This is a genomic window from Halobaculum magnesiiphilum (genome assembly GCF_019823105.1).
Lineage (GTDB): Archaea > Halobacteriota > Halobacteria > Halobacteriales > Haloferacaceae > Halobaculum > Halobaculum magnesiiphilum.
Window position 1 is genome coordinate 1,580,320 of the sequence record NZ_CP081958.1, and the last position, 20,437, is coordinate 1,600,756.

The 20,437-nt window shown below is 70.9% G+C and carries 22 protein-coding genes and 1 pseudogene; 9 read left to right on the forward strand and 14 right to left on the reverse strand.

The window, feature by feature from the left end; genetic code table 11:
• Positions 1–131: 131 nt before the first annotated feature.
• Both K6T50_RS07995 and serS read left to right on the forward strand, forming a co-directional pair.
• Entirely contained in the window at positions 132–1,265 is a 1,134-nt protein-coding gene (locus tag K6T50_RS07995) for a thiolase family protein (protein ID WP_222606109.1), read from the forward strand.
• Positions 1,266–1,993: 728 nt separating this feature from the next.
• Complete coding sequence (serS, locus tag K6T50_RS08000; protein ID WP_222606110.1) at positions 1,994–3,373, forward strand: serine--tRNA ligase; 1,380 nt, start codon at positions 1,994–1,996, stop codon at positions 3,371–3,373.
• A gap of 46 nt (positions 3,374–3,419) precedes the next feature.
• Here serS and K6T50_RS08005 read toward each other — a convergent pair whose 3' ends face one another.
• Positions 3,420–3,800, reverse strand: coding sequence for a nuclear transport factor 2 family protein (locus K6T50_RS08005; protein WP_222606111.1), 381 nt, complete (start codon positions 3,798–3,800; stop codon positions 3,420–3,422).
• A gap of 123 nt (positions 3,801–3,923) precedes the next feature.
• Between K6T50_RS08005 and K6T50_RS08010 the strand changes: the two genes are divergently transcribed.
• Positions 3,924–4,424: a DUF367 family protein gene (locus K6T50_RS08010; protein ID WP_222606112.1), complete on the forward strand. Its 501-nt coding sequence runs from the start codon at positions 3,924–3,926 to the stop codon at positions 4,422–4,424.
• A 9-nt stretch (positions 4,425–4,433) separates the two neighbouring features.
• Here K6T50_RS08010 and K6T50_RS08015 read toward each other — a convergent pair whose 3' ends face one another.
• The 3 genes from K6T50_RS08015 to hemB form a co-directional block, all read right to left on the reverse strand.
• Positions 4,434–4,799, reverse strand: coding sequence for a DUF5518 domain-containing protein (locus K6T50_RS08015; protein WP_222606113.1), 366 nt, complete (start codon positions 4,797–4,799; stop codon positions 4,434–4,436).
• A gap of 27 nt (positions 4,800–4,826) precedes the next feature.
• On the reverse strand, positions 4,827–5,915 hold the full coding sequence (locus K6T50_RS08020) for a hypothetical protein (RefSeq protein ID WP_222606114.1): 1,089 nt from the start codon (positions 5,913–5,915) through the stop codon (positions 4,827–4,829).
• Positions 5,916–6,277: 362 nt separating this feature from the next.
• Positions 6,278–7,258 (reverse strand): porphobilinogen synthase, encoded by a 981-nt coding sequence (gene hemB, locus K6T50_RS08025; protein WP_222606115.1) that lies wholly within the window; start codon positions 7,256–7,258, stop codon positions 6,278–6,280.
• Between the two features lie 188 nt (positions 7,259–7,446).
• Here hemB and K6T50_RS08030 point away from each other — a divergent pair, with 188 nt between their 5' ends.
• Complete coding sequence (locus tag K6T50_RS08030; RefSeq protein ID WP_222608858.1) at positions 7,447–7,944, forward strand: DedA family protein; 498 nt, start codon at positions 7,447–7,449, stop codon at positions 7,942–7,944.
• 37 nt (positions 7,945–7,981) lie between these two features.
• Here the strand turns inward: K6T50_RS08030 and K6T50_RS08035 are convergent, their stop codons facing one another.
• Together K6T50_RS08035 and K6T50_RS08040 are read right to left on the reverse strand one after the other, a co-directional pair.
• Complete coding sequence (locus K6T50_RS08035) at positions 7,982–8,155, reverse strand: DUF6757 family protein (protein ID WP_222606116.1); 174 nt, start codon at positions 8,153–8,155, stop codon at positions 7,982–7,984.
• A 108-nt stretch (positions 8,156–8,263) separates the two neighbouring features.
• A complete protein-coding gene (locus K6T50_RS08040) occupies positions 8,264–9,061 on the reverse strand; it encodes a PHP domain-containing protein (protein WP_222606117.1) in 798 nt (265 codons plus the stop codon).
• Between the two features lie 170 nt (positions 9,062–9,231).
• On the opposite strand from K6T50_RS08040, the gene K6T50_RS08045 reads away from it, so the two are divergent.
• Positions 9,232–9,516, forward strand: a complete 285-nt coding sequence (locus K6T50_RS08045; RefSeq protein WP_222606118.1) for a DUF5789 family protein — start codon at positions 9,232–9,234, stop codon at positions 9,514–9,516.
• 115 nt (positions 9,517–9,631) lie between these two features.
• Here the strand turns inward: K6T50_RS08045 and K6T50_RS08050 are convergent, their stop codons facing one another.
• Positions 9,632–10,672, reverse strand: a complete 1,041-nt coding sequence (locus tag K6T50_RS08050; protein ID WP_222606119.1) for a DUF5784 family protein — start codon at positions 10,670–10,672, stop codon at positions 9,632–9,634.
• A 126-nt stretch (positions 10,673–10,798) separates the two neighbouring features.
• Between K6T50_RS08050 and K6T50_RS08055 the strand changes: the two genes are divergently transcribed.
• Positions 10,799–10,969: a DUF5786 family protein gene (locus K6T50_RS08055; protein ID WP_345778293.1), complete on the forward strand. Its 171-nt coding sequence runs from the start codon at positions 10,799–10,801 to the stop codon at positions 10,967–10,969.
• A gap of 101 nt (positions 10,970–11,070) precedes the next feature.
• Here K6T50_RS08055 and K6T50_RS08060 read toward each other — a convergent pair whose 3' ends face one another.
• The 3 genes from K6T50_RS08060 to K6T50_RS08070 all read right to left on the reverse strand — a co-directional run bounded on the left by K6T50_RS08060 (position 11,071) and on the right by K6T50_RS08070 (position 13,994).
• Positions 11,071–11,817 carry a DUF7530 family protein gene (locus tag K6T50_RS08060; protein ID WP_222608860.1) on the reverse strand — a complete coding sequence of 249 codons (747 nt, stop codon included), beginning with the start codon at positions 11,815–11,817 and terminating at the stop codon, positions 11,071–11,073.
• A 71-nt stretch (positions 11,818–11,888) separates the two neighbouring features.
• On the reverse strand, positions 11,889–13,037 hold the full coding sequence (locus K6T50_RS08065) for an NAD-dependent epimerase/dehydratase family protein (protein ID WP_222606120.1): 1,149 nt from the start codon (positions 13,035–13,037) through the stop codon (positions 11,889–11,891).
• Between the two features lie 78 nt (positions 13,038–13,115).
• Positions 13,116–13,994 (reverse strand): YkgJ family cysteine cluster protein, encoded by an 879-nt coding sequence (locus tag K6T50_RS08070; RefSeq protein WP_222606121.1) that lies wholly within the window; start codon positions 13,992–13,994, stop codon positions 13,116–13,118.
• Between the two features lie 89 nt (positions 13,995–14,083).
• On the opposite strand from K6T50_RS08070, the gene K6T50_RS08075 reads away from it, so the two are divergent.
• A complete protein-coding gene (locus K6T50_RS08075; RefSeq protein WP_222606122.1) occupies positions 14,084–14,305 on the forward strand; it encodes a DUF7561 family protein in 222 nt (73 codons plus the stop codon).
• A gap of 208 nt (positions 14,306–14,513) precedes the next feature.
• On the opposite strand, the gene K6T50_RS08080 is transcribed toward K6T50_RS08075, so the two are convergent.
• Positions 14,514–15,167, reverse strand: a complete 654-nt coding sequence (locus tag K6T50_RS08080) for a hypothetical protein (protein ID WP_222606123.1) — start codon at positions 15,165–15,167, stop codon at positions 14,514–14,516.
• A gap of 103 nt (positions 15,168–15,270) precedes the next feature.
• Here K6T50_RS08080 and K6T50_RS08085 point away from each other — a divergent pair, with 103 nt between their 5' ends.
• A complete protein-coding gene (locus tag K6T50_RS08085) occupies positions 15,271–17,199 on the forward strand; it encodes a helicase C-terminal domain-containing protein (protein WP_222606124.1) in 1,929 nt (642 codons plus the stop codon).
• A gap of 128 nt (positions 17,200–17,327) precedes the next feature.
• Positions 17,328–17,513, forward strand: coding sequence for a UPF0175 family protein (locus tag K6T50_RS08090; RefSeq protein ID WP_222606125.1), 186 nt, complete (start codon positions 17,328–17,330; stop codon positions 17,511–17,513).
• Positions 17,514–17,569: 56 nt separating this feature from the next.
• Here K6T50_RS08090 and K6T50_RS08095 read toward each other — a convergent pair whose 3' ends face one another.
• From K6T50_RS08095 to K6T50_RS08105, 3 genes and pseudogenes are all read right to left on the reverse strand, one after another.
• Positions 17,570–18,019: a hypothetical protein gene (locus K6T50_RS08095; protein ID WP_222606126.1), complete on the reverse strand. Its 450-nt coding sequence runs from the start codon at positions 18,017–18,019 to the stop codon at positions 17,570–17,572.
• A gap of 474 nt (positions 18,020–18,493) precedes the next feature.
• A pseudogene (locus tag K6T50_RS19270) lies at positions 18,494–19,252 on the reverse strand (60S ribosomal export protein NMD3); the annotation flags it as partial.
• Between the two features lie 115 nt (positions 19,253–19,367).
• Positions 19,368–20,372 carry an SPFH domain-containing protein gene (locus tag K6T50_RS08105; protein WP_225935409.1) on the reverse strand — a complete coding sequence of 335 codons (1,005 nt, stop codon included), beginning with the start codon at positions 20,370–20,372 and terminating at the stop codon, positions 19,368–19,370.
• Positions 20,373–20,437 lie beyond the last annotated feature (65 nt).

Here is a 20,437-nt window from a genome sequence, read left to right on the forward strand (position 1 = left end):
CCGGAGGCTGTTAAGCGCGTCGAAGCGGCGGAAACGACGCGTGCGAAACGCACGCACACGCCGGGATAAACCCGCGGCCACGTACGGCCGGTTCTCCCGGATTTATCAGGCAGGACCGCCGAGTGCGATCCATGGCAACGCCCGTCATCGCGGCCGCGTACCGGACCCCGTTCGGCAGGCAGGACGGCGTCTTCGCGGACACACGCAGCGAGGATCTCTCGGTCACGCTCATCGATCACATCCTGGAGGAACACGATCTGGACGCCGACGACGTGGACGACCTCATGTGGGGGGTCGCCCAGCAGCGCGGCGAGCAGGACAACAACGTCGCTCGGGTCATCGCCCTCCTGTCGGAACTGGGGGAGGGGACGCCCGCGACGAGCATCAACCGCTGGTGTGCCTCCTCGATGCAGGCGATCATCTCGGCGTCGGACGCCGTCGCCGCCGGCAACCGCGAGTGCATCGTCGCCGGCGGCGTCGAGAGCATGAGCCGCGTCCCGATGGACGGCGACTCCTACCAGCACCTCCACCCCGAGCTCTCCGAGCAGTACAACGTCTTCCAACTGCAGATGGGGATGACCGCCGAGAAGGTCGCCGACGAGTACGGCGTGAGCCGCGAGGCCCAAGACGAGTTCGCCGCACGCTCGCACCACCGCGCAGCCGAGGCGACCGAGACCGGCCGCTTCGACGACGAGATCGTCCCGGTCGAAACCGACGACGGCGTCGTCACCGAGGACGAGGGTATCCGCCACGACACCGACGTGGAGACGCTCGCGGGGCTGTCGCCGGCGTTCACCGGCGACGGGACCGTGACGGCGGGCAACTCCTCGCAGATCACCGACGGCGCGGCCGCGACGCTGGTGTGTTCGAAGGAGTTCGCCGACGAGCACGGGCTCGACGTGCTCGCGGAGGTCGGCACGAACAACGTCGCCGGCGTCGACCCGACCGTCATGGGGATCGGCCCGGTCCCGGCGACCCGGGGGCTGCTGGAGCGCGCCGGCAGCGACATCGACGACTACGGGCTGGTCGAGGTGAACGAGGCGTTCGCCTCCCAGTGTGAGTACTCCCGGCGCGAGTTGGGCGTCGACGAGGACAAGTTCAACGTCAACGGCGGCGCGATCGCGCTCGGGCACCCGCTGGGGGCCTCGGGCGCTCGGCTGCCGGTGACGCTGATCCACGAGATGATCAAGCGGGACGTGGACCGCGGGCTGGCGTCGCTGTGCGTCGGGTTCGGCCAGGGCGCCGCGATCGAGTTCAGTCGGTAGATCCGCAGTTCAGTCTGCGGTTTTCAGTGGGTGTCTTCACGTCCGAGCGACAGGTGTCGACCGGACGAACACGTCCGCCGCACGTGGCCCGCGAGGTGAGCCTCGGATGACCCTCGACAGTGTCGACCGGACGAACACGTCCGCCGCACAGTTCCCGAATGCCCCCGTGGCGCTCGGGTCGGGGGCCTCGCTGCGCTCCTCGTCACTCACTCCGTTCGCTCCTGCGGTGCTTGCATCGGCCGCCTTCCCCGAGCGCCACGGCCCCTTTCAGCCCCACCCACGCCTCTCCCTCCCCAACCGCCTGCGGTGCTCGCTCGGCCTCCGGCCTCGCTGTGCTCCTCGTCCCTCGCGCGGTCGGCGGGCACGCAGGCCCGCCGACGCGCGCCGCAGCAGGCGATCGCGGTTCGCACACACCGGGCAGACAGGTTCGACGCTCGGCCCGTCCGACCTCAGGGTGGGACTGAAAGGGGCCGCATCGCTGGGCGAAGCCCGACGACGTAAGCACCACAGCGAGCGGAGCGAGGTCGAAAAGTGAGACCTCGTTGCGAGCGAGAAGCGCAGCGAGTCGCGCGAGTCCAGCGATGCGGGGGCTTTCGGGAACTGTGTCCACGCGGTAGCCGTCCCGGTGGCATAGGACGCGAACACGCAAACCACAGCACCGAACCACCTACCGAATCGCTCACACAGACCCGACACGGTTTAGGCGGGACCGCCGGAACTCCCACCAAATGATTTCGAGGCAGTACCTCCGCGAGCACCCGGAGGAGGTCCGCGAGGGGATCGAGAACAAGGGGGTCGACGTGGACCTCGACCGGATCCTCGAACTCGACGAGGAGTGGCGCGACCTGAAGGGGCGCGGCGACACCCTGCGCCACGAGCGCAACGAGGTCTCGTCGGAGATCGGCCAGTTGAAACAGGAGGGCAAGGAGGAGGAGGCCCGGGAGGCGATCGAGAAGAGCCAGGACCTCAAGGAGGAACTCCAGGAGATCGAGGAGCGCGCCGACGAACTGGAGGCGGAACTCCACGACGCGATGCTACACCTCCCGCAGATCCCCGACGACGACGTGCCCGTCGGCGCCGACGAGTCGGAGAACGTCGAGCGCTGCCGCGAGGGGTTCGACGACCTCCGCGAGTTGCCCGACGAGGTGATCCCGCACTACGACCTGGGCGAGGACCTGGACATCCTCGACTTCGACCGCGGGGCGAAGGTGTCGGGCGGCGGCTTCTACTTCGCCAAGGGCGAGGGCGCGATGCTGGAGCACGCGCTCATCCAGTTCTTCCTCGAGGTCCACCGCGAGCAGGGGTACACCGACGTGTTCCCCCCGATCCCGGTGAACTCGAAGTCGATGGAGGGCACCGGCCAGTTCCCGAAGTTCGTCGAGGACGCCTACCGCGTCGGCGACGAGAACGCCGACGAGATCGACGACGACGACCTCTGGCTGCTCCCGACCGCGGAGGTGCCCGTCACGAACATGTACCGCGACGAGATCCTGCTCGACGACGACCTCCCCGTGAAGCATCAGGCGTACTCGCCGAACTTCCGCCGGGAGGCCGGCGAGCACGGCACCGAGACGCGCGGCATCGTTCGCGTCCACCAGTTCAACAAGGTGGAGATGGTGAACTTCGTGCGCCCGGAGAACAGCGAGGAGCGCTTCGAGCACCTCGTCGAGGAGGCCGAGGAGGTACTGAAGCGCCTCGGGCTCCCGTACCGTATCCTGGAGATGTGTACCGGCGACCTGGGGTTCACGCAGGCGAAGAAATACGACATCGAGGTATGGGCTCCCGGCGACGACATGGCCGACGGCCCCGAGCAGGGCGGCCGCTGGCTCGAGGTGTCGTCGGTGTCGAACTTCCGCGACTTCCAGGCGCGGCGCGCCGGCCTGCGGTTCCGCCCCGAGCGCCACGAGTCGGCCGAGTACCTCCACACGCTCAACGGCTCGGGCGTGGCGGTCCCCCGCGTCGTCGTCGCGATCTTAGAGTACTACCAGAACGACGACGGCACCGTCGACGTGCCCGAGCCCCTGCAGCCGTACATGGGCGGCAGGGAGGTCATCGAGGGGGGTGAGAAGATCGGCGAGAGCGCGGTCGGCGCCGGCGAGAAGGAGTAAGCGCGGGCCGACCGCCGGCCCCCACCGGGCCCCGCTTCTCGGCTTCTCAGTCGGTGTACGTCGTGAGGTGCGCGATGACCGCGTCGGCGTCGGCCGATTCGAACTCGAACACGTCGACGAAGCCGAACAGCTCCCCGCCGTCGTCGAGGAGTCGCCCGCGGACCGCGATCCCGTCGGGAGCGTCGCCGTCGCTCTCGGGGTCGCCATCGTCGGTCGCGTCGGACTCGACGTACACCGCGTCGATCCGGTGTTCGGTGTCCGTCCGCGGCCGTTCCTCGCGCATGAACCGAACGAACTCCTCGCGTCCCGAGAGCGTTCGATCCGGACGTTCGTGGACGAACGCGGGCGCGAGCAGCGCCGCGAGGTCGTCGTACGCCGCCGCGTCGATGGCGCGGTAGTAGGCTCGGGCGGTTGCCTCGTGTGACACGTCCGGATCGGCGGGCGCGGGCGGCTTGAATCGGTCGGCGCCGGTGGTTCCCCCCGCCGCGACGGCGCACCGTCGGTCCGCCACTCCGGGGCGCTTATTCGCCCGCGTCGCCTCGCCCGGATCGTGGACCTGCACGTCCGGTACGAGGGCGACGACGACCCCGACAAGTGCACGGCCCGGAAGCTCGCGCGCTTCGATCTGGCGGAACTGCACCGCTCGGACGCGGCGACGCCGTACGGGGTCGTGCTCAACCCCCACGCCGAGCGGGCGTTGTCGCCGGCCGACCGCGACGCGGCCGACGGCGAGACGCTCGTCGCGCTCGACTGCTCGTGGGAGTCCGCGGGAGAGGCGATGTTCTCGCTGCCGGGGGAACACCGCGCGCTCCCGTATCTCGTCGCCGCCAACCCCGTGAACTTCGGCCGGCCGATGCAACTCACCACGGTCGAGGCGTTCGCGGCCGCGCTCCACATGCTCGGCGAACCCGCGCAGGCGGAGGCGGTGCTCGCGAAGTTCACCTGGGGGGAGACGTTCCTCGAACTCAACGAGGAGCCGCTGCGGCGGTACGGCGAGTGCGACGACTCCTCGGAGGTCGTCGCGATCCAGCAGGAGTACCTCGATCGCTGAATCCGAACCCTACTCCGCGAGCACGGCGCCGATGGCGCCGGCGATGGCCGAGTCGATCGCGAACACGAGCGTGATCACGATCCCGAGCACCAGGATGCCCGCGCCGCCGAGGAGCCCGCCGAGCGGACCGCCGCCCGCGAGTCCGAGAACACCCCCAAGCAGCGCGAACAGGAGCGTGTAGGCGACGCCGGTCACCGAGCCCGCGAGCAGGCCGTGCCACGCGCCGTTGCCGAGGCCGCCGCCGGCGAGGTAGCCCGCGACGGCGCCCCCGACGAGCCCGGCGCCGAGCTGCCCGACGACCGGAATGGCGGTGCCGAACGCCGCGATGACGAAGAAGACGACCGCACCCCACGCGACCGCACGCCAGTCTGTCATACCCCGAGATAGGCGCGAGAGCGGTATCTACCTGTCGTCGCCGTCGGTCCGATCGCGGTCGCCTTGACCGTCGCTGGTGACGTTGTCGTCGCTGCCGTCGTCGCCGTCGCGGTTGCCGTCTTCGCGGTCGAACGCGGCCGCGCCGTCGATGACCCGACCGCCGTCGTCCGCGTCCGAATCCGCGTCGTCGCCGTCGCTTCCCTGGACCGCGTACTCCGGGAGGTCCGCGGCCTCGACCTCGCCCGCGAGCAGGTCGTCCGGATCGATGTCGGCGAGGCCGTCGGGGTCGGGGTCCGAGTCGGGATCCGGGGTCGGGCCCGAATCGTCGCCGGCGTCGATGTGGTCGGTGCCGACGGAGTCCTCCGTGTCGGCCTCGTTGCTGCCCTCACCCTCGTCCTCCTCGCTGGCCTCCCGCGCGGCCGCCAGTTGGTCGGTCGTCGGGACGAACAGCCGATCCGTCTCGGGGTCGTACGGCCCGTCCGGGACGCCCTCGCGCGCCTCCGCCCGGAGTCCGTCCGCGGCCTCCGGCGCCGGGTCGGGCGCCTTCTCGGCGTTCGCGCGGACGCGCTCGGCGCTGACGCCCCGGAGGTCGGCCCACTCGTCGGGGTCGGCGCCCGCGGCGTCGACGGCCCACGCGTCCAGCGCGGCCGCCGGCGACGATCCCGACTCCAGCAGCCCGACCAGCGATCGCAGGGCGCGCGTCTCGGCCTCGCGCCACCAGTCGGGCTTGGCGACGTAGACGGGATAGAAGAACGGCGTGTCGCTGGCGTCGGCCAGGTTGCGGGGGAACGAGACGGTTCGGTCGTGGACCTCCTGGAAGACGGTCATGTTGACGGCGGCGACGGCCGCGAGCAGGTCGGCGTCCATCTCGTAGCCGGCGGCCTCCAGCTCCGCCCGGAGGTCGGCGAAGGCGAACGCGAACCACGCCGACTCGGCGTCGTCGGTCAGCAGGTGGTTCGGCGTCGAGTCGTCGCGGGCGCGGCGGTACTGCTCGACGATTCGGTCCTGGACCGCGTCGTGGAGGACGCGCAGGCCGATGCGCACGTCCTCGACGGCGAAGTCGGTGCGCTCGGCGACCTCCTCGATGTAGGCGTCGGGAACCGCCGGGCGATGCATTGTGGGGGGATGCGTCGGTTTCCGGGTTAAGGGTTCGCCTTCTCGCGATCGGTTCGCTCTGGTGTGCGATTCCCCGGTGTCGTTGTGAACAGCACCGCCGAGGCGACGGAGTTGACTGCCGCGAAAGCCCCCGGCGCGTTCGGATCGGTGCGGCCGGCGCGCTCCTCGTCGCTCGGCGACGCCTCGCTCCTGCGGTGCTCACCGGTCCGCGCCGTCCCCGAACGCGCCGGCCCCTTTCAGTCCCACCCGACGGTCGGACGGGCGTCGTCGCGACGGCGGTTCTTCTGGGTCGGGTCGTCACGGACACCCGCTCGTGTCGCTGTGGGGGTGTCGGGGATCGTCGAAGCGGTTCAGTCCCCGCCTCAGAGCCGGTCGGCGATGTCCTCCGCGAAGTACGTGAGGATCAGGTCCGCGCCGGCGCGCTTCATCGAGAGGAGGGACTCGTGAGCGGTCTCCTCCAGGTCGAGCCACCCGCGGTCGGCGGCGGCGTGCAACATCGCGTACTCGCCGGAGACGTTGTAGGCGGCGACCGGCAGGTCGGAGTGCTCGCGCACGTCGCGAACGATGTCGAGGTACGGCAGGCCGGGTTTGACCATCAGCACGTCCGCGCCCTCATCGGCGTCGAGGCGGGCCTCCCGGAGCGCCTCGCGGCGGTTCGCGGGGTCCATCTGGTAGTGCCGGCGGTCGCCGAAGGCGGGCGCGCCGTCGGCGGCGTCGCGGAACGGCCCGTAGAAGGCCGACTCGTACTTCACCGCGTAGCTCATAATCGGCACCTCCGCGAAGCGCGCCTCGTCCAGCCCCTCGCGGATGGCGCCGACCATCCCGTCGGTCATCGAGGAGGGCGCGACCATGTCCGCGCCGGCATCGGCGTGCGAGACGGCCGTGTTCGAGAGGAGGTCGAGCGTCTCGTCGTTGCGGACGGTGAGCGTCGGGTCGTCGGCCGCGTCGTCCTCCAGGACGCCGCAGTGGCCGTGGTCGGTGTACTCACAGAGGCACACGTCCGTGATGACGTACGCGTCCGTCTCGGCGGCGATATCGCGGACCGCGCGCTGGACGACGCCGTCCTCGGCGTACGCCCGCGAGCCGACCTCGTCCTTGGACTCCGGGATGCCGAACACCATCACCGCCTCGACACCCGTCGCCAGCACCTCCTCGACGCGGTCGACCGCCTCGCCCACGGGCACGCGCTCGTGGCCGGGCATCGACTCGATGGCGACGCGCTCGTCGGTCGTCGCGTCGACGAACACCGGCGCGATCAGGTCCGACGCCGAGAGGTCCGTCTCGGAGACGAGCGGCCGGACGCCGTCCGTGCGCAGGCGGCGCGGCCGGTCGGTCGGGAACATGCCTGAGCGTCGGCCCGCGTGGGAGGTAAACCCGACGCTCGCGGCTGTCGACGCGGCGACGCTGTCAGCGACGGCGCCGCCGGGGTGACGCCGGCGACCGCCGTCGCCGCACGGCGAATCACACAAACCCTATATCCGGAGACGGGCAAGCGGGATCCGTGACGCTCTCGCCCCTCCAGGTCGGCGCGATGCCCCCGTGGCTGGAGTCGATGCTGGCCTCGGAGTACGCCTACCTCGCGCTGTTCGCCGTCTTCGTGCTGGAGGGCGCGATGCTGATGTACTTCATGCCGAGCGAGCTGATCGTCCCCGGGTCGCTCATCCTCTTCGGCCATTCCCCGGGGACCGTCGTCGCGGTGATCGGGATCGCGGTGCTCGGCGCGACCGTGGGACAGGTGGTGCTGTTCACCGTCGCCCAGCGGGGTGGCCGCGAGTGGCTCCTGCAGAAGCGGTGGTTCCGCGTGAGCGAGGAGAGCCTGGACCGGTTCGACGGCTGGTTCGATCGCTGGGGTCCGGTCGTCGTGCCCGTCTCGAACGCGCTGTTGTTCACCCGCGGGATGCTCACCGTCCCCGCGGGGCTGGCGGAGATGGACCGCCGCCGGTTCGTCGTGCTCTCGGCGCTCGGCACGCTCGCGTTCGAGTCGGCGCTCGCGGGGCTGTACGTGTTCGGCGTCGATCTGCTGTGGTGAGGAGGGGACGAACCGCGGGGACCGACCGCCGTCCGTCTCAGGACTCCCGGTCGGCCTGCGTCACGTCGACCTGTTCCCGGAGCGCCTCGAGGCCCTCGCTCTCGGCGAGTTCCTCGACGCGGTCGCGGAAGTGCGACTCGCACAGGCCGACCGTGACCCCGCCGCGCTCGGCGGCGTACGCCGCCTCCCGGTCGCAGTAGTGACACTGCATACTCGGATCGAGGGGCTCGATCGTACTTAACCCCGCGCCTCCCGTGGCCGGTCAGGGTTCCGGCAACCGATCACGGCCCAGGTAGCCGATCACGGCTCCGGCAACCGATCACGGCCCAGGTAGCCGCTCGCGCACCGCGGCCCACCGCCGGGCGTCGAGCCCGTCGACCGCGAGTTCCTTCCCGTGGGCGTCGCTGCCCCCTGTCAACAGGAGGTCGTGCTCGCGCGCCAGCGACTCCACCACGTCCGGGTCGTCGTCGACCGCGGCGGCGTACGGGTAGAACCGCTCCACGGCGTCCAGGTCGTACTCGACGAGGAGGTCGAGGGCGGCCGGCGGGTCGTCGTACCGGAACGGGTGTGCGAGGCCGACGACGGCGCAGGCGTCCCCGAGGAGGTCGACGCCGCGCTCGCCGGGCGTGACCGCGCGGGGGACGAAGCAGGGACCGTCGTCGCCGATCAGGTGCGCGAAGGCGTCCTCGTAGTCGTATGCTGCGTCGCTCTCGTCGATCGCGCGGGCGATGTGCGGTCGACCGAGCCCGGCGCGCGGCTCGACGTCGAGGTCGACGCCGAGGTGCTCCTCGACGCGCTCGATGATCCGCCGACCGCGCTCGCGACGGTCACGCTGGAGGCGGTCGCACTCGGCGCGCAGGTCGGGGTCGTCGTCGACGCCGTAGCCGAGGAGGTCGACGCGCTCGCCGTCCGGCAGCTCCACGCGCAGCTCGATGCCCCGCACGACCGTCACGCCGTCGCGGTCGACGACGGGCGCGTCGAGGTCGGGGTGGATCCGGTCGTGGTCGGTGACGGCGACGGCGTCGAGGTCGGCCTCCCGGGCCGTCGAGACCAGCGTGTCGAGCGTGAACGTCCCGTCGGAGACGGTCGTATGCGCGTGGAGGTCCGCGACTACCATTGCCGGATCGGGGGCGCGCGGCGCGGAAGGGCGTTCCGGTCGGCCGCGCGCCGGACGGCAGGGACGACGATCACGCGCTGAAAGGCCATAATAATACGTTATATTCTACCGTTCCCACGAAGGTCGTACATGGACAATCATTACATACTCGGCTCGCGTCGGACCAGTTGATGCGCCTGAACGGCACCGAAGACGAGCTATCCGCCCACGAGTACCCCGCGACGAGCGGCGAACTCATCGACGCGTACGGCGATACCCGTATCGAACTGCAGGACGGGAGCGAGACGATCGGCGCGGTACTCGGTCGCCTGGGTTCGGAGACCTTCCACTCCGCCGACGACGTGTGGATGACCCTCCGCGGCGGCGTCGGCCACGAGGCCGTCGGTCGCCGCTTCTACAGCGATCGCGACGCGCCGGCGGTCGGCGAGGACGGACCGGATCCCGTCTCGTTCTGATCGCCACCCCGCGGCGGCCCGCCACCGCCGCGGCCACACACCACCGCCATGCATCCGGCTCCGGTCCGGCTCAGTCACCAGCGTTCCGGGGCCACACCTTCTGCCGACTGCCGTCTCAGACCCACTCCAGCGCCGCGTCCAGCTCCAGCGGGACGCTCCCCGTGCTGTACGCCTCGGTCCGGCCGTCGGGACGCGAGCGGAACACCACCGCCGGCCGGTGGCCCACCTCGGGGCGCTCCCCGCGGACGGCGAACCAGTCGTCGTCGGGGAACGACGAGCAGTCGACGAACAGCGTGATGCCGCCGCCGTGGGCCTCCAGCTGCCCGCTCGTCTTCGTCTCGACGGTGTCGCGCACGGCCGCCGACGGGGTGCCGGCCGAGCGCCGGTTGGGTGCGACGGGGCGGGTCACCTCGACGAGCGTCGAGGTGCCGTCCGCGCGGGTCGCGCGGTAGTCGATGACGTGGTCGGTCGACACCTCGATCTCCGGCTCGATGTCGTAGCCGGCGTTCACCAGGAGGCGCGCCACGTCGAACTCGCCCATCGTCGCGGTCATGCGGGTGAGGTCCATGTACTCGCTTGTGCCGAGCTTGCTCGCCATCTCCTCGCGCTCGTCGTCCATGACGCCGGTCGCGAGGAACTGCTCGTAGAAGCCCAGCGCCTCGAACCGGTCGGCGTCGGGGAACCCCGCCGCGTGCTCGCGGAAGAACTCGCGGGTGGTCTCGGCCCCGTCCTTCGAGCACAGCACGGGGAGGAAGTACCACGCGAGGTGCGGGAAGTCCTCGAGCCACGGCTCCTCTTCGTAGAGGACGGCCGTCAACTCGCGCTCGGCCCACCGCGTCACCGGGAACGGCACGTCGGCGAACGCGTACTTCTCGGTGCGCCACAGCGCCGACGGCGTCTCCGTGTTGCCGAGCCAGTAGGCGCCGGGGCCGCCGCCGACGCCCGCCGGGCCCTCGCCGTCGTCCGTCCAGCAGAACAGCGCGAGGCTGCCGTCGTCCATGTCGAACCGTCGGGCCTCGTAGCCCGCCGGCGGCGCGAACCACGGGTCGCGCTCGGTCGCCCCGAGGTTGGCGTCGAGCGGCCCGTAGAGGTCGTCGCGGATCCGGGACGCCGACCAGGTGCCGGGAGCGTATCTGAACCGTAGGGGACGTGCCACACCGGAACTGGTCGGGCCGGCGGTTTGAAGCCTCCGCTCGTGGCGCCGATCCTCTCGGCGGGGCGCCGGTATCCCACGAACGACCGATACATATATTACACACAATTTGTTACGTCATGTCGTACCATGTCAATGGGTGCCTACGACGAGGACGAGCACGAACGTCGCGAATCGAAGACCCGCCTCGACGGCGACTTCGCGGAGGCTCGAAGCGAGTACCGCGGGAGGGTCACCTACGACTCCGGCGAATCCGCGGAGGCACTCCTCGACCAGTTCGAGTCGATCAAGGACGACTGAACCCGGCAGCGATTACTGCACGGTCGTCGACCGTCGACCGTCGGTCGTCGTTCTCCGCACTACTCCGTCGCCAGCGGTAGTTACTCCGCCGCCAGCGACACCTACTCCGCCGCCAACGACAGCGCGATCGCCGCCCCCGAGACGACGGTGACGGCGACGACGTGGCCCACCAGCGCGGCCAGCAACACCGGTCGGTCGGCGACGAACGGGACCAGCGCGAGTTGGACGAACGCGAACCCGACGTTGAGCGCGTCCAGCCGCCGGAACCGTGGACGGGTTCCGGCGCCACACTCCAGGCGGAGTTCGCGGTACAGCGAGACGATCGCGGTCCACCAGGAGGTGCCGATCCGGTAACACAGGTCCCACACGACGACGAGCGCGAGGAAGACGGCCGGCGCCGGCGGCCGCTCGCCGAACAGCTCCGCGACGATCGGCTCCCCCGCCGGCGCCACTGCGACCGGGAGCAGGCGGAGGAGGACCGCCGGCGGGCCGGCCGCCGCCGGGTCGACGACGAACAGGTGGGTGACCACCCCCGAGAACGCCAGCACCGCGAGCACCACCTCGATGCTCGACCCGAACAGCAGCCGGTAGTACCTCGGCGACACGTCGAGCGTCCGGTTCTCGTCGCCGAGGGTGAGCATGAGGAGGCTCCCGACGGCTGCGACGCCGACCGCGACGGTCCCGACCGGGACGGCGTCCCACAGGTCGTACGCCGCCGCGAGCGCGAGGATCCCCGCCTCGAAGACGACGATCTGGAGGCCGACGGCGACGGGCGCCGAGAGCGCCGCCCCCGGCACCGCGCCGACGATGCTCTCGTACACCCACGCGTCGCCGAAGTCGGCACGCAGCGGGGGCTCCTCCACCGCCGCCCCGCCGGCGGATCGGTCCGGTGTGTCCTCCTCGCCAGCGGTCGGTTCGCTCACGCGGACCCCTCGGAGTCAGTCGAGTCCTCGACCGCGGTCCGTGACCGCTCGGCGGCGTCGCCGCGCGCCCCGCCGGTGGCGCCCCCGGCGGGTTCGGTCGCCCGCCCGTCGGAGGGGTCAGCCCGGTCGTCTCGATCCTCTCGGTCGCCCGGATCGATCCGGTCGTCCCGCCGCGCGAGCGCGGTTCGGACCGCCTCGTCGAACGGCGTCAGCTCGACCGGGACCAGCTCGCGGATGGCGGCGTCGTCGGCGACGACCGGCGTCCGGAGGCCGTCGACGAGGGGGTCGACCACGCCCCTCGGCACGTCGGTGACGAGCCTGACCCACCGGGACGACAGGCGTGGCGTGAGCACCGGGGCCGGGACCACGAACAGCCGCCCGCCCAGCGCCTCCCGGGTCCGGCGGAGCACCTCCTCGTAGGTGAGCACGTCCGGCCCGCCGATGTCGTAGACGCCGCCCGCCGCCGCCGGGGCATCGAGCACGCCGACGAGGTACGCGATCACGTCGTCGACGAAGATCGGCTGACACTCGGTCCGGACCCAGCGGGGGGTGACCATCACGGGGAGTCGGGCGGCGAGCTGACGGACGATCTCGAAGCTCGCGGAGCCGTCGCCGACGATCACCGCCGCCCGCAGCGTCACCAGGTCGTACTCCCCCTCACCGAGGATCCGGCCGACCTCGCGGCGCGACCGGAGGTGCTCGGAGAGCTCCTCCTCGCGCTCGTCGCCGAGGCCCCCGAGGTAGACCACCCGATCGAGTCCGCCCTCGTCGGCGGCGGCGCGGAACGCCTCGGCCGCGCGGCGGTCGGTCTCCGCGAAGTCGTCGCTTTCGCCCATGGAGTGGACGAGGTAGTACGCGGCGTCACAGTCGAGGGCGGCGAGCCACCGCCCCAGCGGCTGGGGTGCCGTCTCCCCGGGGCCGGTGACGAGGCGGACCTCGTCGGGGGCGAGGAGGTCGCCCTCGAGGACCCGGACCGCGGGGTCGGCGTCGTCCGTCCCGGACCGTTCGTCGCCGTCGGGGCCCTCGGTCCCGCCGTCCCGTTCGGCGTCGCGGACGAGAACGACCACCTCGTGTCCCGCAGCCCGAAGGGCGGGGACGAGACGGCTCCCGACGAACCCGGTCGCGCCGGTCACGAGCACGCGCATACGCTCCCCTGGCGGCCGGCGCCGATAACAGTTGGTCCCGGGCCCGGCGAGTCGACGCTGCCGGCGTTCCCGACCCGGTCAGCTCTCCCAGTCGGTCGTCGCGGGCGCCCCGCGGTCGACCTCCACGCGCTCGGCGTCGGGCGCGTCGCCGACGCGGTCCCCGGGGTCGCCGGCGGCGGCGTCCCACTCGGCCGCGGCGTTGCCCACCCACGAGTCGGCCGCGAGCACGCGCTCGCGGGCCAGTTCGTAGCGGTCGTCGTTCACCGCGGCCGTGCCGGGCGCCGACGCGGCGGCCGCGGCGACGAACGCGGCCCGGTCGGCCGGCGTCGCCTCCCCGTCGATCAGCCGCCCGACGGCGCCCGAGTCGGAGAGCGCCTCGGGATCGTGGTGAAGGAACACTGTCGAGCCCAGCGCCCCCCGGCCCAGCGGGGGCGGCGGGAGGTCCTCGGGGACCGTGTCTTCGACGAGGCGCTCGCCCGTGTCGCCGTGGACCCGCTCGACGCGCTCGCACTCCGTGTCGGCGTCGAGTTCGAGGTTGTGTCCGGGGTAGGTTCGACAGCGGTCGGGGTAGCGGTCGGTGTCGTGGAGCCGGCACTTCAGCGTGTCCGGGTCGAGGAAGGCGCACGCATCGAGCCAGACACGCTCGCCCTCGAACGGCGCGACGGGCTTCGGGGGCTTGCGAATGCCGACGAGGAAGGCGGGGCGGCCGTCGACCCCCGCGACCTCGTGTCCGTCGACCGTCGTGGCGCGGTCGCCGTCGGCCGCGAACAGCCGCGGGACGAGCGCGTCGCCGAGGCCCGAGTCGACGAACCCGCGGATCTCGTCGCGCGAGAGCGGGACGAGGTGGTACGCGTCGTCGAGCGCTCGGTAGCGTCCCTCGCGCTCGCGGTCGTCGGGCGCGCCCAGCGGCCGCCAGTCGAGACAGCAGCCGGCACAGCCCTCGCAGTTCACGTCCATGCCACCCCTAGCCGACGCCGGCTCCGCGCAAGAAGCTGTCCCCGGTCCGCGAGCCGCGGGCTTATGACCGCGCCGTCCCGAGCGGTGTCATGAGCAAGCAGCGCTGCAACGGCTGCGACCGGCGCGTCCGTCTCGGCGGCGGGATCGGCGACCTCTGGTCGTTCGAGACCGGGAGCACCGACGGCCTAACGCTGGAGCTGGCGGACGGCTCCGAGCACTTCCTGTGTTACGACTGCATCGAGGGGCTGCCCGACGACGAGGAGGTCACGCGCGGGCACGTCGAGGCGCTTCCGGGGGACGTGGAGGACTGAATTCGAGAAGTAGCGGAACGGTCGGTGGAGCGGGAGCTACTCGTGGGAGTGATCCGCTCGCGACGTGAACAGCTTCGCGATGAACGCGGGACCCTTGTACCCTCGCTGGCCCTCCAGCGGCGGCTCGGTCTCGCGGGGGTCTTCCATACGACATGTTCCATCGTTCGTAGCTATAAAGCTTGGCGTACGTCTGGTCACCGGAGAGACGTCATCGGCGGCCCTCTCTATTGAACGCCCCTTTCCAGAGCGCGGTCAGAACTAACCAGATCGCCAGAAAAGCCGAGATCGATACGACTCCGATCACGGGGTATGCTGCCTCAGGTGGCGGATAGGAGACGTAGCGCGAGATGTCGGTGAGTGTTTGTGCGACGCCAATCACGAACAACCCAAGTCCGACGGCGAGCGCCGCCTGCGTTAGAGCCAATAACCAACCGTTGACCCTATTCACCCTTCCGGTCCGGTCGATCCAGTCCTCGTAGTTGTCCAGGACGATCACCAACCACTCTAATTCGATGAACCTTCGGTCGAGCACTCGTTCGATGTCCGACGGCCCGGGGCCGAGCTCGGGAGAGGACGAGCTGTACGTTATCACGCCGAGGACAACCGAGAGGACGAGCGATAGTCCGCCCCAAACCGTGTACTGATTTACGTACTGATCGGGGTTGTCGATGACCGATGGGGCCGAGATAACCGCCGCGAGAACCAGCACGGTCAACCGAACCGTCCGCGCTGCCTTGTCGTCGATGTCTCCGAGGATCGCGAGCTGGTGGTCGAGCACCGAACGGGCGTCCGTGTGAAGGAGACGCAGGGTTTCGACGTTTCGAGGGTGAGAGAACTCCGCCTCCCCGGGGTCGTCGTCCATCGAGGTGAGTTCCCGCAATCTACTATATTAATTTCAGGATCCGGTGTTCGAAGGTACCCATCCGACACGCTTACCCGCCGGCCGCCGATTCGGTCTGACGACCGTGGACCCCGACCGGATCGGCTCCGAGTTCCCCGCGCCCTCCTTCCGTGGCGCCCAGGAGCGGGCGCTGTCGGACATCGCGGACGCGTTCGCCGCCGGCAACCGCGTCGTCCTCGTGCGCGCACCCACCGGCAGCGGGAAGTCGTTGCTGGCGCGCGCCATCGCTGGCGCCGCACGGAGCGTCGAGGAGGCGAGCCCTTCGGAGGCGACGGGCGCGTACTACACTACGCCGCAGGTGTCCCAGCTCGACGACGTGGCCGAGGACGACCTGCTCGACGACCTGAACGTCATCCGCGGGAAGTCCAACTACACCTGCATCCTCCCGGGCGAGGAGGACACGCCCGTGAACCGGGCGCCCTGCGCCCGCCAGCGCGGCTACGACTGCTCGGTCCAGCACCGCTGTCCGTACTACTCCGACCGCGCCATCGCCTCGAACCGCCCCATCGCCGCGATGACGCTGGCGTACTTCATGCAGACCGCCGGCTCGGACGTGTTCCGGAAGCGCGACGTGGTCGTCGTCGACGAGGCCCACGGCCTCGCGGAGTGGGCGGAGATGTACGCGACCATCGAGCTGTCGCCGGGGACCGTCCCCGTCTGGGACGACGTGGGGGTCCCCGACGTGCACAACGACGAGGTCGGGCCGGTCGAGCGCACCTCGCGGTTCGCGAAGGCGCTGCTGGGCGTCTGTTCGGACGAGAAGGACGAGCTGCTCCGGCAGAGCGATCTGAGTCCCGAGGAGGCCGCGCGGCGCGACCGCCTCCAGGAGTTGATCTCGGATCTGAAGTGGTTCCTGGAGGACTACCGCGACACGGAGTCGGCGACGACGTGGGTCGTCGACCAGCCCGACGGCGAGGGGGGCGCGCTCACGATCAAGCCGCTGGACCCCGAGAAGTACCTGAAACACACCGTCTGGGACCGCGGCAACCGCTTCGCCCTGCTCTCGGCGACGATCCTCAGCAAGGAGTCGTTCTGTCGCGGCGTCGGGCTCGACCCCGAGGACGTCGCGCTCGTCGACGTGGAGCACACCTTCCCCGTCGAGAATCGACCGCTGTTCGACACGACGCGGGGGAAGATGACGTACGAACACCGCGACGAGACGCTCCCGAAGGTCGCGCGCCTGTGCCTGCGGCTGATGGCGCGCCACCCCGACGAGAAGGGGCTGATCCACGCCCACAGCTACGCCATCGCGCGACAGTTGGCCGAGCGGTTCGACCAGTTCGGCGTCGCCGCCCGCGTGCGGAGCCACGACAGCGACGACCGCGACGCCCAACTGGAGGCGTGGAAGGCCAGCGACGATCCCGAGGTCTTCGTCTCCGTGAAGATGGAGGAGGCGCTGGACCTGAAGGGCGACCTCTGCCGCTGGCAGGTGCTGTGTAAGGCGCCGTACCTCAACACCGGCGACTCCCGCGTCGCCGCCAGGCTGGAGGACGGTCGGTGGCCGTGGTATCACCGCGCTGCCCTCCGCACCGTCATCCAGGCGTGCGGCCGGGTCGTGCGCGCGCCCGACGACCACGGCGCGACGTACCTCGCGGATTCGAGCCTCCTTGACCTCTTCGAGCGCGCCGAGGCCGACACGCCGCCGTGGTTCCGCGACCAGATCGACCGCATGTCGACCCCCGATGTCCCCGAGTTCGACCCCGAGGCGGCGATGGCGGGGATGGACGCCGACCCAGGCCCGAGTTCGGGCGCCGGCCACGGGATCGGTCGCGGACGGTCGGGCGGCGGCGGTGGCACCAAGGGATTCAGCGGCGGATCGGGGGGGTCCGGCGGATCCGGCGGATCCGGCGGGGCTGGCCGGTCGTCCTCGTCGTCTTCCTCCTCGTCGCGAGCGGCGGGAGCCTCGGACGGCGGTACCCGCGGCGGCGACGGCAACGACGGCGACGAGGACCCGATGGCCGACCACCCGTTGTCGGACGTGTGGGGGGAGTAGGCCCTTCGATATCCACGACGATCCGAGTACGTCCTTATATCACGATCCCGGAGCGGCGCGGATCGCCACGCGTATCATGACATATTATCTCACGAAGGATTATGTATTCCCTTGGAGAAGGGAGAATCATGACGATCCACGGTGTCGACACCGCCCTGACGCTGTTCAAGGCCGGAACGCTCACACGGACGCAGGCCGCCCGGAAGGCCGGCGTCGACCTCGACCGCTTCGACGAGCTGTGCCGCCGCCGCGGCATCGGATCCGCGGGGCCGTCGCTCGACCCGAGCGGCCCCTCGCACGTCAACGCCGACTGATCGGGCGTTCTTCGTTCACTTCCTCCCCCACCGCCGAGCGACGCCCACGCCGTCGCCTACGGCTCGGGATCCCACGCGGCGTCCTCGACGACGCACACGGACGCCGGGAGCGACGAGCGAAACCGGACCCGAACGCGGTAGCGGTCGACGCTCATGTCCGCCGTACAGCCGGGGCTGGGGACGGCGCCGAACCCGAACATCCCCTGCCTGCCGACGCCGACGTGGACAACGAGCGCGTCGTCGACGACGCGGGCCGACTCAAGGACCGCGCGGTCGCACGAGCCGGAGCCGACGTACATCGCCCCGTAGATCGTGATCTCGCGCGACTCGGGGCGGCGCTCGATCACCGGGTCGCCGCCGGGGTCGGGCGCCCGGCGGCCGCAGTCGCTGTCGAAGTCACAGATCCGGAACGAGCGGTCGGATATCTGACCGCCGCGCGCGCCGCAGCCGGCGACCGTCGCGGCCGGGAGCGTCGCGAGCGCGGCGAGGAGGGCGCGGCGCTGCACGGCGGAGGCGACACCGCGAGCCGATAAACGGTTTGTGGCGCGGCGTGGGCGCTCGCGACGTTACTCGTCGACCATCGGGTCCGCGTCGGCCGTGTCGTCCCCCTCGTCTCCGTCGTCGCCGTCCTCGGGGAGGACGTACAGTCCCGCGTCGGTCTTCACCGCCTCGACGCGCTCGGCGTCCTCGTCGACGCTCGGGGGACGCGCGACGGTGGTCGCCTCGTACGTCTCGGGGTCGAGCACCTGGACCGCGTTGTCGTCCTCGACGGCGACGACGGTCGTCTCGACGGCGTCGTCGACGTGTCCGACCGTCTCGGCGTCGGGCGTCTCCCCCTCCTCGAATCGCGCCTCGTACGGCTCGCCGGTCGCCATGCGGACGCCCTTGAGGTTCCCCCGCACCGAGCGCACGAGCACCGGGCCGTCGCCGTCGTCGGGGTCGATCACGTCGCCGGGGCGGAACTTCGGCAGGCGGACCGCGAAGGTGACGCGGTACACCTCGTTGCCGTCGCCGTCCTCGGTGACGAGCGTCGGCGCCTCCGAGTAGCTCCCTCCTAACTCCTCGGTGATCTGGGTCGCGACGGCCTTCCCGAGCTTGTTGGTGGAGAGCTTCACGTCCGTCCCCTCGGGCTGGTCGATCACCTCGGTGACGAACGACTCGCGGTCGCCGTCGGCCTCGCGCTCGGCGACGAGCGACTCGGCGATCTCGACCGCGCGCGACTGCTCCTCGGGGTCGGGGACGCGGTCGCGACCGCGGATCTGCACCTCCGCGGCGTAGCTCCCGCCGGAGATGCGGCCGCATCGGTCGCAGGTGCCGCGGCTGATCTTCACGGGGACGACGACCTCCTCCTCGACGTGGACCCCGCGGACGACGCCCGCGAACGTGCAATGCATCCGGATCGTGTTCCGGTCGACCTGCTCGGGGTCGACGCCCCATTGGACCTGCTCCGCCTTCAGGTGGACCGCCAGCGCCTCCGACACCTCGTCGACGGCCACGTCGGTGTAGTCGCGCGCGCCCACGTCGACCCAGCGGTTGCCGCGGTGGACCGCGCCGCAGTGCGAACAGACCGTCACCTCGACGCGGTCGGGCGCGTCGACCAGCTCGAAGTCCTCGAGGTAACAGGCGTCACAGAGCACGCGGTCGCGTTCGCGCGGCTCGCCCGGGAGCGGCTCCTCGCGCTCGGGCACCGGGTCGCCGCAGCGCGGGCAGAAGTCCCGCGTGTCGCGTGTCTCGCTCATTGGCGCCTCGGTACACGACAGAGCCGGTTAAGCGGCGCGACTGGCGGACCGGGTCGCCGCCGCGGGCGCGAACGGGCGCGAGCGCGAGCCAACAGCCGGTGACCTCCGGCCCGCGTCACTCCGCCTCGTAGGTCGACTCCCACTCCGGGTCCGCCTCGGCGCCGTTTTGCGCCTCCGGTTCGAGCATCTCGGCGACGGAGTCCAGCCCGAGCAGCTCGCGCTCGTCGTCGTCGAACTCCAGGGAGTCCAGCGCCGCGGAGTCCTGCACGTCCGACCCCGAGAGCTGTTCGCCATAGCGACCGAGCAGGCTCGTCAGCTCCTGCGGGATCACGAAGGTGGTGGACTCGCCCTGGCCGATGGCCGCCAGCGTCTCCATTCCCTTGTCGACGATGGCGCGCTCGCCCATCGACTCCGCCGCGCGGGCGCGCAGGACGGTGGAGATGGCGTCGCCCTGCGCCTCCAGCACCGACGCGACCTTCTCCCCTTGCGCGGAGAGGACGTTCGCCGTGCGCTCGCCCTCGGCGGTCTCGACGGCGGCGCGGCGCTCGCCCTGCGCCTCCAGGATCATGGCGCGGCGGCGGCGCTCGGCGGAGGTCTGCTCCTCCATCGCGTCGAGGACGCCCTGCGTGGGCAACACCTCCTTCACCTCGACCATCTCGACGTCGACGCCCCACTCGTCGGTGGGGCCCTGCAGGTTCGTCCGGATGCGGCGGTTGATCTCGTCGCGCCGCGAGAGCGTCTCGTCGAGTTCCATGTCGCCGATGACCGCCCGAAGGGAGGTCTGCGCGAGCAGCGCGGTCGCCCGGCGGTAGTCCTCCACGTTGAGGAACGACCGCTCGGCGTCGACGACGCGGATGTACACGACCGCGTCGGCGGTGACCGGCGAGTTGTCGCGGGTGATCGCCTCCTGGATCGGCACGTCGATCGTCTGGACCCGCCTGTCGAACCGGTAGGTCCGGGAGACGAACGGGGGGATCAGGTGGATCCCGGGATCGAGGAGTCCGCGGTAGGAGCCGAGCACGGTGAGCGCGCGCTGCTCGTAGGCCTGCACGATCTCGACGGTCGACAGCAGCGTGACCAGCGCGAGGACGAGCACCATCCCCCCGATCGCGTACATCATCGGGAGCACGGCCCACGCGAGGAGGGCGAGCGCGACGCCGAGACCGATCTGAACCCGGCCGTCGT

Bases quoted from the DNA above. Each gene is read 5' to 3' on its own strand.
- K6T50_RS08015 (WP_222606113.1), bottom strand. From the start codon at position 4,799: ATGACAGACTGGCGTGCGGTCGCGTGGGGTGCGGTCGTCTTCTTCGTC.
- K6T50_RS08080 (WP_222606123.1), bottom strand. From the start codon at position 15,167: ATGGACGACGACCCCGGGGAGGCGGAGTTCTCTCACCCTCGAAACGTC.
- K6T50_RS08065 (WP_222606120.1), bottom strand. From the start codon at position 13,037: ATGCGCGTGCTCGTGACCGGCGCGACCGGGTTCGTCGGGAGCCGTCTC.
- K6T50_RS08105 (WP_225935409.1), bottom strand. From the start codon at position 20,372: ATGATGTACGCGATCGGGGGGATGGTGCTCGTCCTCGCGCTGGTCACG.
- K6T50_RS08035 (WP_222606116.1), bottom strand. From the start codon at position 8,155: ATGCAGTGTCACTACTGCGACCGGGAGGCGGCGTACGCCGCCGAGCGC.
- K6T50_RS07995 (WP_222606109.1), top strand. From the start codon at position 132: ATGGCAACGCCCGTCATCGCGGCCGCGTACCGGACCCCGTTCGGCAGG.
- K6T50_RS08055 (WP_345778293.1), top strand. From the start codon at position 10,799: ATGTCAATGGGTGCCTACGACGAGGACGAGCACGAACGTCGCGAATCG.
- hemB (WP_222606115.1), bottom strand. From the start codon at position 7,258: ATGTTCCCGACCGACCGGCCGCGCCGCCTGCGCACGGACGGCGTCCGG.
- K6T50_RS08040 (WP_222606117.1), bottom strand. From the start codon at position 9,061: ATGGTAGTCGCGGACCTCCACGCGCATACGACCGTCTCCGACGGGACG.
- serS (WP_222606110.1), top strand. From the start codon at position 1,994: ATGATTTCGAGGCAGTACCTCCGCGAGCACCCGGAGGAGGTCCGCGAG.
- K6T50_RS08090 (WP_222606125.1), top strand. From the start codon at position 17,328: ATGACGATCCACGGTGTCGACACCGCCCTGACGCTGTTCAAGGCCGGA.
- K6T50_RS08045 (WP_222606118.1), top strand. From the start codon at position 9,232: ATGCGCCTGAACGGCACCGAAGACGAGCTATCCGCCCACGAGTACCCC.
- K6T50_RS08070 (WP_222606121.1), bottom strand. From the start codon at position 13,994: ATGGACGTGAACTGCGAGGGCTGTGCCGGCTGCTGTCTCGACTGGCGG.
- K6T50_RS08075 (WP_222606122.1), top strand. From the start codon at position 14,084: ATGAGCAAGCAGCGCTGCAACGGCTGCGACCGGCGCGTCCGTCTCGGC.
- K6T50_RS08020 (WP_222606114.1), bottom strand. From the start codon at position 5,915: ATGCATCGCCCGGCGGTTCCCGACGCCTACATCGAGGAGGTCGCCGAG.
- K6T50_RS08030 (WP_222608858.1), top strand. From the start codon at position 7,447: ATGCCCCCGTGGCTGGAGTCGATGCTGGCCTCGGAGTACGCCTACCTC.